10 protein-coding genes are annotated in these 8,275 nt (G+C 71.1%); 6 read left to right on the plus strand and 4 right to left on the minus strand.

The window, feature by feature from the left end; all coding sequences use genetic code 11:
* The first annotated feature begins 159 nt into the window (after positions 1 to 159).
* Positions 160 to 600, plus strand: coding sequence for a DUF6278 family protein (locus V7793_RS28500; protein ID WP_336011614.1), 441 nt, complete (start codon positions 160 to 162; stop codon positions 598 to 600).
* A gap of 88 nt (positions 601 to 688) precedes the next feature.
* Here the strand turns inward: V7793_RS28500 and V7793_RS28505 are convergent, their stop codons facing one another.
* Positions 689 to 1,504 carry a GntR family transcriptional regulator gene (locus V7793_RS28505; protein ID WP_336011617.1) on the minus strand — a complete coding sequence of 272 codons (816 nt, stop codon included), beginning with the start codon at positions 1,502 to 1,504 and terminating at the stop codon, positions 689 to 691.
* A gap of 209 nt (positions 1,505 to 1,713) precedes the next feature.
* On the opposite strand from V7793_RS28505, the gene V7793_RS28510 reads away from it, so the two are divergent.
* Genes V7793_RS28510 through V7793_RS28525 form a run of 4 tightly spaced genes read left to right on the plus strand, consistent with a single transcriptional unit; the run spans position 1,714 to position 4,981 of the window.
* The gene (locus V7793_RS28510) at positions 1,714 to 2,457 is read left to right on the plus strand and encodes an amino acid ABC transporter ATP-binding protein (RefSeq protein WP_336011620.1); all 744 of its coding nucleotides are present in this window, start codon (positions 1,714 to 1,716) and stop codon (positions 2,455 to 2,457) included.
* Between the two features lie 18 nt (positions 2,458 to 2,475).
* Positions 2,476 to 3,462: a glutamate ABC transporter substrate-binding protein gene (locus V7793_RS28515; RefSeq protein ID WP_336011623.1), complete on the plus strand. Its 987-nt coding sequence runs from the start codon at positions 2,476 to 2,478 to the stop codon at positions 3,460 to 3,462.
* An 11-nt stretch (positions 3,463 to 3,473) separates the two neighbouring features.
* Positions 3,474 to 4,118 carry an amino acid ABC transporter permease gene (locus tag V7793_RS28520; RefSeq protein WP_336011627.1) on the plus strand — a complete coding sequence of 215 codons (645 nt, stop codon included), beginning with the start codon at positions 3,474 to 3,476 and terminating at the stop codon, positions 4,116 to 4,118.
* Entirely contained in the window at positions 4,115 to 4,981 is an 867-nt protein-coding gene (locus tag V7793_RS28525) for an amino acid ABC transporter permease (RefSeq protein ID WP_336011630.1), read from the plus strand. The genes V7793_RS28520 and V7793_RS28525 overlap by 4 nt, the downstream gene beginning before the upstream one ends.
* A 12-nt stretch (positions 4,982 to 4,993) precedes the next feature.
* Here V7793_RS28525 and V7793_RS28530 read toward each other — a convergent pair whose 3' ends face one another.
* The 3 genes from V7793_RS28530 to V7793_RS28540 form a co-directional block, all read right to left on the minus strand.
* Positions 4,994 to 5,359: a cupredoxin domain-containing protein gene (locus V7793_RS28530; protein WP_336011633.1), complete on the minus strand. Its 366-nt coding sequence runs from the start codon at positions 5,357 to 5,359 to the stop codon at positions 4,994 to 4,996.
* 156 nt (positions 5,360 to 5,515) lie between these two features.
* Complete coding sequence (locus tag V7793_RS28535) at positions 5,516 to 6,706, minus strand: globin domain-containing protein (RefSeq protein ID WP_336011636.1); 1,191 nt, start codon at positions 6,704 to 6,706, stop codon at positions 5,516 to 5,518.
* Between the two features lie 71 nt (positions 6,707 to 6,777).
* A complete protein-coding gene (locus V7793_RS28540) occupies positions 6,778 to 7,218 on the minus strand; it encodes an RrF2 family transcriptional regulator (protein WP_336011638.1) in 441 nt (146 codons plus the stop codon).
* 136 nt (positions 7,219 to 7,354) lie between these two features.
* On the opposite strand from V7793_RS28540, the gene V7793_RS28545 reads away from it, so the two are divergent.
* Positions 7,355 to 8,257: an SGNH/GDSL hydrolase family protein gene (locus V7793_RS28545; RefSeq protein ID WP_336011640.1), complete on the plus strand. Its 903-nt coding sequence runs from the start codon at positions 7,355 to 7,357 to the stop codon at positions 8,255 to 8,257.
* The last annotated feature ends 18 nt before the right edge of the window (positions 8,258 to 8,275 follow it).

Genomic DNA, 8,275 nt, shown 5'->3' on the forward strand with positions numbered 1-8,275 from the left:
CGGAGCAGCATGTGTCTCATGCCTCCCTTGGTTCCCCGCTCGGTCAGTGGCTGCATGAAGCTAAGGAGACGTATGGGCAACGTCAAGGAGGCCATCCGGTCACGTCGGACGCCGCGCGCCTGTGGTGGGGCCATCCGTGCGAGTGCGATCCTGTCCGGTATGAACATTCCCTTCTTGGACAGTTGGCGAAAGCGACACGGACCGGGGCGCGGCGGGGCGCTGGCGAACGCGGTCGACCGCGACCCGGAAGGTCTTGCGGAGCTGCTGTCCGAGTGCGAACTGCTGCGCACGCACGCGCAGTCCGCAGGGGTGGTGCTCGACGACTCCCCCGCTTCCCTGGAGGCGCTGGACCAGCTGCAGCCGCGCTGGCGGGACGATCCGGAGCTGGTGCCCTGGCTGGGCAACGACGCGGGCCTCTACCTGGGCACGGTCGTCATCCGTACGGTGCCGGGCGCGGGGTGGTGGATCTGGCCGGACGGCCAGCCGGTGGTGCGGCTCGCCAACGGCCGGGAGGTCGACGTGGTCGAGGCGGGCCGCGAGTGGGCGGCCGACGGCGCACCGGAGCTGTCGCAGCTGTACGCGGAGCTCGCGGAGAACTGACCCCCCCGGGCGAGCTGGGTGGGACGGCGGGCGGCCGGCGGCGGCCCGCAGGACGGGGACGGGACAGGGGCGGGCCGGGGGAGCGGTCTCAGCTGGTGAAGGCGATGTCGTACTCGACCCGCCACCGGTCGGCGCGCACGACGATGTCGGAGGTCTCCACGGCCCGGCCGTCGCCGTCGAAGTGCGTGCGCTCGATGACCGTGACGCAGCTGCCCGCGGCGCAGCCGAGCGCCTCGGCCTCCGGCGTGCTCGCCGGCCGGGAGCCCACGAGCTCCCGGGCGCGCACGACCCGGATGCCGATGGCCGCCAGGCGCCCGCGGACCCCGCGCCGGGCGTAGGGGCCGCGCTCGGGCAGGGCGACGTCCGTGCCCTCGGTGATGGCGAGCGGCTCCCAGCTGGTGGCGAGCTGCACGGGGTGCCGGTTGGCCAGGTACTCGTAGTGCGTGCAGAGCACGCGGGTGCCCACGCCGATGTGCAGCCGCTCGGCGATCCGCTCCGGGGCGGCGGTTTCGGTGGACGACGCTTCCCACGTAAGGGTGGTGTTACGGGCGGTGCCGCCATCGGGCTGCGGCTGCCGGCCGGACTGCTCGCCCCGGCGCGGGACGGGCGGCCCATAGCCCCGGATCTGGGCGGCGAAGGGGGAGTCGACGGCCCCGGTGGAGCGGAGCAGGCTGCCCAGGGGTGCCCGGTCGGTGACGAACACGCCCCGCCCGAACTGGCCTTCCGCATACCCGGCGGCCTTCAGCACGCGCACCGCCCGGTCCACGGTCTGGTCGCTCGCGGCGTAGGTGCGCTTGAGCTCGGAGCGGGAGGGGATGCGCTCTCCCACGGTGAGCCCGCCCTCGTCGATGCGCCGGCGCAGATCGTCCGCGATGCGCTGGTAGACGGGCCTGCTGTCGCCCACCCCCGGCTCCTTTCCCCCGAGTTCCCCCAGTCCGTCCCCCTCAGGCTAGGTACCCAGGCCCGGTCTGTGTACCTAGGGCAAATGGCGGGCAATGTGCAACGAATGCCCATATGAACGCGTGTCATGGCTGAAGTCCCCTATGGAGGGGAATAGCTTGCCCGGATGGTGAGCGTCGACCCGAAGAGCGCGGAGAGTGGGCGGGACTGGGCATGGCCGTCGATCCCCTGATCGAACTACGTGGTGTCAACAAGCACTACGGCGAGCTGCACGTCCTGAGGGACATCGACCTCACCGTCGGCCGGGGCGAGGTGGTCGTCGTCATCGGCCCCTCCGGCTCCGGCAAGTCCACCCTGTGCCGGGCGATCAACCGGCTGGAACCCGTCGAGTCCGGCACCATCCTCCTCGACGGGCACCCGCTGCCCGAGGAGGGACGCGAGCTCGCCAAGCTGCGTGCCGAGGTCGGGATGGTCTTCCAGTCCTTCAACCTCTTCGCCCACAAGACCGTGCTCGCCAACGTGTCCCTGGCGCCGGTGAAGGTCCGCAAGCGCTCCAAGGAGGAGGCCGACCGGCGCTCGCGCGAGCTGCTGGAGCGCGTCGGCCTGCTCGCCCACGCGGACAAGTACCCCGCCCAGCTCTCGGGCGGCCAGCAGCAGCGCGTGGCCATCGCCCGCGCCCTGGCCATGGAGCCCAAGGCCCTGCTCTTCGACGAGCCCACGTCCGCGCTCGACCCGGAGATGATCAATGAGGTGCTGGAGGTCATGCAGCAGCTCGCCCGGGACGGCATGACGATGGTCGTCGTCACCCACGAGATGGGCTTCGCCCGCTCCGCCGCCAACCGCGTGGTCTTCATGGCCGACGGCCGCATCGTCGAGGACCGCTCCCCCGAGCAGTTCTTCACCGCACCCGAGAGCGAGCGCGCCAAGGACTTCCTCTCCAAGATCCTCAAGCACTGAGCGGGGAGTGCTGCGCACATGAACAGGCAAGGGAACCGGAACAGGCAAGGGAAGAACCGGAACGGGCAAGGGACCCGGCACCTCACGGGGACCCGCACACGGGGCCGGCGGGCCGCCGGCCTGGTCCTCGCCGGGCTCGCCCTGCTCGCCGCCGCCTGCGGCAAGCCCGGCAGCCCGCCCGTCAAGGGCCCCAAACCCGAGGAGCTGCCCGTCTACACGGTCGACAAGGCGTTCCAGCTCCCCGGCTCGCCCACCTGGCGGGCCGCGAAGGCCCGTGGCCACCTGGTCGTCGGCGCCAAGGAGGACCAGCCCTACATGGGCGAGAAGGACCCCGCCACCGGCGTCTACTCCGGCTACGACATCGAGATCGCCCGCATGATGTCCGCCTCCCTGGGCTTCGACCCCAAGACGATCCGGTTCCGCACCATCGCCTCCGCCAACCGCGAGACCGCCCTCCAGAACGGCCAGATCGACTACTACGTCGGCACCTACACCATCAACGCCCTGCGCAAGAAGCAGGTCGGCTTCGCCGGGCCGTACTTCATCGCCGGGCAGTCGCTGCTGGTCCGCACCGACGAGACGGACATCAACGGACCCCAGGACCTGGCGGGCAAGCGCGTCTGCTCGGCCGCCGGCTCCACCCCGCTGCAGCGCATCCAGCGCGAGTACCCCAAGGCCATCGCCGTCGCCTACGACACCTACTCGGTCTGCGTGGACAACCTCCTCAGCCTCCAGGTCGACGCCGTCACCACCGACGACACCATCCTCATGGGCTTCGCGGCCAAGGCCCCCGACGAGCTGAAGATCGCCGGGAAGCCCTTCTCCAAGGAGCCCTACGGCATCGGCGTGCCCCGCGGCGACAACGCCCTGCGCTTCGCCCTGGACGACGCCATCGAGGCCCACGAGAAGAACGGCGACTGGAAGAAGGCGTACGACGCGACGCTCGGCCTCTCCGGGGTGCCCGCCCCGCCGCCGCCCGCCGTCGACCGCTATCCGGCGAGCTGAGGAGTCCCGCTGTGAACGTGCTCACCGACAACCTCTCCCTCTACGGCGAGGGCCTGCTCGGCACCGTGGAACTCACCGTCTACGCCTCGCTGCTTGCCCTCGCCCTGGGCTTTGTGATGGCCTCCTTCCGGGTCGCCCCCGTCGGCTCCCTGCGGGTCTTCGGCACGGTGTGGGTGACGGTGCTGCGCAACACCCCGCTGACGCTGCTGTTCTTCGCGGTGCTGCTCGGCCTGCCGCGCTTCGGCGTCGTCCTGCCCTTCGAGCTGTTCGCCGTCCTCGCCCTCGGCTGCTACACGTCGGCCTTCATCTGCGAGGCACTGCGCTCGGGCATCAACACCGTGCCGACCGGGCAGGGCGAGGCGGCCCGCAGCCTGGGCATGACCTTCGCCCAGACCCTGAGCCTGGTCGTGCTGCCGCAGGCATTCCGCTCCGTCATCCCGCCGGTCGGCTCCACGCTGATCGCGCTCGCCAAGAACTCCGCGATCGCCGGGTCGTTCAGCGTGACCGAGCTCCTCGGCACGTACAAGCCGCTCAACGAGCTCGGTTACAGCGTCATCTGGTCCTTCATCTGGATCGCCGTCGGCTATCTGATCGTCACCCTGTCCATCAGCGCGATCTTCAACGTGCTGGAGAAGCGCTGGGGAGTGCCCCGATGACCGACACCGCGCTCTACGACATCCCCGGGCCCATGGCCCGGCGGCGCCACCTGATCTACGGGCTGGTCTCCACCGCCGTGATCCTGGGGATCGTCGCCGGGGTGATCTACCTGCTGTTCGACACCAACCAGTTCACGGCGGAGAAGTGGCGGCCCTTCGCCTACGAGGGCATCCAGGAGCTGCTGCTGCGCGGCCTCGGCAACACGCTCAAGGCCTTCGCCTACGCCGCCGTGCTCTCCCTCGCCCTCGGCGGGCTGCTCGCCGCGGGCCGGCTGTCCGAGCACCGGATCCTGCGCTGGACCGCCACGCTCTTCGTGGAGTTCTTCCGGGCCATGCCGGTCCTGGTCATGATCTTCTTCGTCTTCGTGGCCCTCAAGGTCCAGCCGCTGCCGGCCCTCGTCACCGGGCTCACGCTCTACAACGGCTCGGTGCTCGCCGAGGTCTTCCGCAGCGGGGTGAACTCCGTCGACCGCGGCCAGCGGGAGGCGGCGTACGCCCTCGGGATGCGCAAGACGCAGGTGATGACCCACGTCCTCGTGCCGCAGGCGGTCCGTGCCATGCTGCCGACGATCATCAGCCAGCTGGTCGTGGCGCTCAAGGACACCTCGCTGGGCTTCCTGATCACCTACGAGGAGTTCCTGCACGCGGGCAAGCTCATCGCCAGCAACCTCGACTACGGGCTGCCGTTCATCCCCGTCGTCATGGTCATCTCCCCGATCTACATCGGCATGTGCATGCTCCTGTCGTGGTTCGCGACGTGGGTCGCCAGGCGCCAGCGCCGCAGTCTGAAGACGGAGGCGGTGGAGGTCGCCCCGGCGGAGCCCGGCACCTTGCTGCCGGGTGCCGGGCAGATCCATCCGTGACGCTCGCGGCGGCTACTGGACGGTGATGGTGCCCGTCATGCCGAGCCCCGCGTGAGGGGTGCAGTGGTAGGGGAAGGTCCCCGGGGTGTTGAAGGACACGGGCGGGGACGACTGGCCGGGGCCGACGGTGAAGTCCCAGCGCGGTGCGTCGGACGTGGTGGTGTGCGTGCTGCCGCTGTTGTTGACCCAGGTGACCGTGTCGCCGGCGTTGACCGTCAGCGACTGCGGGGCGAACTCGAAGTTCATCATCGAGACCGTGCGCGCGGCGAAGGGCTTGCTCTCGGCGGCCGTGGGGCCGGCCATGAGCGCCCCCAGCGAGAGGGCCGCGAGCAGGGTGGTGAGGAGGCGGAGGAGCGAACGCGCGGATGAGTGCGGCATGAGAGCCCTCCTCGGACGTGAGTGCGATGACTCTTCCCTCCGGCCGGCCGGAGAACCGCCCGTCACTCGAAGGTGCTAACGAAGAGGGGTTCTGGTGTACGGATGGGGCGCCGGTGGGTGACGGCGCCCCATCGGTGACTCGCGGGCCCCTGGCGGTCAGGCGTCCTGCCCCAGCCACAGGTCCGGGCCGAAGACCTCGTAGTGGATGTCCGCGGCCGCGACGCCCGCCGCCAGGAGCTGCGTGCGGGCCGAGCGGAGGAAGGGCAGCGGGCCGCAGAGGTAAGCCGTGGTGCCCGCAGGGATCTCGATGCGGGAGAGGTCGGCGTAACCCGTGCGGTCGGCGGGCCAGTCGCCCTCGGGCTGCTCGTACCAGATGTGCGCGACCGCGTCGGGGAGCTTCTCCATGAGCTGCAGCAGGTCGCTGCGGAAGGCGTGGGTGGCCTCGCTGCGGTCGGCGTGGACGGCGATCACGCGGCGGTGCGAGCCGGTCGCGGCCAGGTGGGAGAGCATCCCGGTCATCGGGGTGCACCCGATGCCGGCGGAGGCCAGCAGGACGGGGGAGGTGCCCTCGTCCAGGGCCACGTCCCCGCAGGGCGCGCCGACCATCAGCGTGGTGCCCACGCGCGCGTGGTCGTGGAGGTGGTGGGAGACCTCGCCGTCGGGGTCGCCGGTCACGCGCTTGACGGAGAACTGCAGGGCGTCGTCGGGGTGGCCGGAAAGGCTGTATTGACGGATCTGCCGGGCGCCGTCCGCGAGCTCCGTTCGCACCGAGACGTATTGCCCGGGGCGGGCGGCGGGCAGCGGGCGGCCGTCCAGCGGCTGGACCAGGAAGGTCGTGACCTCCGCGGTCTCCTCGATGCGGCCGGTGACGCGGTACGGGCGGAAGACGTCCCCGGCGGCGGCGCCGGCCTGCTCGTACAGGCGGGCCTCCAGGGCGATGAGGGCGTTGGCCATCAGCCAGTAGACCTCGTCCCAGGCGGCCGCCACCTCCTCGGTGACCGCCTCGCCCAGGACCTCCGCGATGGCCGCGAAGAGGTGCAGGTGGACGACGTGGTACTGCTCGGGGGCGATCCCCAGCGAGACGTGCTTGTGGGCGATCCGCGCGAGCATCGCGTCGGGGCGGGCCCCCGGGTGCTCGAGCAGGGCGGTCGCGAAGGCGGCTATGGAGCCGGCGAGGGCCTGCTGCTGGGTGCCGTTCGCCTGGTTGCCGCGGTTGAAGAGGTCGCGCAGGAGCTCGGGGTGGGCGGCGAAGAGCTTGTCGTAGAAGAGCGGGGTGATCTCACCGATGGCGCCGCCGACGGCGGGGAGGGTGGCGCGGACGATCTCGGTCGACTTGGGGGACAGCATCGGCGCTCCTTAATTGGCATCTTGAATGCATATTTTTGGTCGTGCGAAGGACCGCGGGGAGGGGAGGGCCTTCAGTCCTGCGGCCGCGTGCCGAGGCTCAGCAGGACCGGCCCGGTCGGCGGCCCGGTCAGCTCCTCGACCGTAAGGGGGTCCAGGGAGGCGTAGAACGCCTCCTGCGCGTTCCGCAGGGCCCCGCGCAGCCGGCAGGCCGCGCGCAGCGGGCAGGGTGGATCGTCCTCGCAGCCGACGACGTCGCCGGCGCCTTCCAGCTCGCGCACCAGCCGGCCGACGGAGCCCGTCCGCCCGGCGGTGGTGAGGGTGAGTCCGCCGCCGCGGCCCCGGCGGGCCTCGACGACTCCCAGGTGCTGCATCCTGCTGACCACCTTGGCGGCATGGGTGTACGGCACGCCGACCGCCTCGGCCACCTCACGGGTGGTCGGGCTGTCGTCGCCGGTCACGGCCAGGCGCATGGCGATGCGCAGCGCTATGTCGGTGCTCTTGGTCAATCGCACATCTGCATTCTACCTAATTCGAGTATTGCACTCCAATTTAACCTCGGGCCGTCAGTTGACAGACGGTCACCGCCCGGCGAGTCTGACGTCCGCGATCATCGCAAGACGTACACCGGACAATTTCATGGAGGCATCGGTGGCACACACGCACAAGCGTGGTGGGCGGTACGGGAAGGGACTCGCGGCGCTCGGCGCGGCGGCTGCCCTGGCGGCGTCCTTCGCCGGCACCGCGACGGCGGCGGACGCCGGGACGGCCGCGACCCCCGCGGGCGGCCAGCGCTACGTCGCCCTCGGCGACTCCTACACCTCCGCCCCCGGCGTTCCCGAGCAGACCGGCGGCGACTGCGCCCGCTCCAGCGTCAACTACCCGGCGCTCACCGCGAAGGCCTTGCACCAGACGTCCTTCAAGGACGTCAGCTGCAGCGGAGCGAAGACCGACGACATGTGGCGCGCCCAGGGCGACAACCCGCCGCAGCTCAACGCGCTCGGCCGGAACACGCGCCTCGTCACGCTCGGCATCGGCGGCAACGACATCGGCTTCGGCGACATCATCGGCACCTGCGCCCAGCTGTCCGTCACCGACCCGGCCGGCGCCCCCTGCCGCACGAAGTACACCGAGGGCGGCACGGACCAGCTCACCGCCCGCATCGCCGACGCCGCGCCCAAGGTCGCCAAGGTGCTGAAGGACGTGCACAAGCGCGCCCCGCACGCGCGCGTGGTGCTCGTCGGCTACCCGGCGATCATGCCGGAGGACGGCGTCGGCTGCTTCCCGGCCGTGCCGATCGCCGCGGGCGACGTCCCCTACCTGCGGGACACCGAGAAGAAGCTCAACACGATGCTGCAGGGCGAGGCCCGCAAGGCCGGCGTCCGCTTCGCGGACACCTACAAGCCGACCCTCGGCCACGACGTGTGCAAGCCCACCGCGGACCGCTGGATCGAAGGCGCCCAGCCGGAGAACCCGGCCGCCCCGTTCCACCCGAACGCCAAGGGCGAGGCGGCCATGTCCGGCCCCGTGATCTCGGCGGCCCGCGGCCGCTGACGCGACGCGCCGCGAGCG

The sequence above is a fragment of the Streptomyces sp. KLMMK genome (assembly GCF_036961605.1).
GTDB lineage: Bacteria > Actinomycetota > Actinomycetes > Streptomycetales > Streptomycetaceae > Streptomyces > Streptomyces telluris.

What these genes read in the sequence shown, in the direction of transcription:
- V7793_RS28530 (WP_336011633.1), bottom strand. Translation starts at nt 5,359, where the DNA reads ATGCCGCACTCATCCGCGCGTTCGCTCCTCCGCCTCCTCACCACCCTG.
- V7793_RS28515 (WP_336011623.1), top strand. Translation starts at nt 2,476, where the DNA reads ATGAACAGGCAAGGGAACCGGAACAGGCAAGGGAAGAACCGGAACGGG.
- V7793_RS28510 (WP_336011620.1), top strand. Translation starts at nt 1,714, where the DNA reads ATGGCCGTCGATCCCCTGATCGAACTACGTGGTGTCAACAAGCACTAC.
- V7793_RS28500 (WP_336011614.1), top strand. Translation starts at nt 160, where the DNA reads ATGAACATTCCCTTCTTGGACAGTTGGCGAAAGCGACACGGACCGGGG.
- V7793_RS28525 (WP_336011630.1), top strand. Translation starts at nt 4,115, where the DNA reads ATGACCGACACCGCGCTCTACGACATCCCCGGGCCCATGGCCCGGCGG.
- V7793_RS28535 (WP_336011636.1), bottom strand. Translation starts at nt 6,706, where the DNA reads ATGCTGTCCCCCAAGTCGACCGAGATCGTCCGCGCCACCCTCCCCGCC.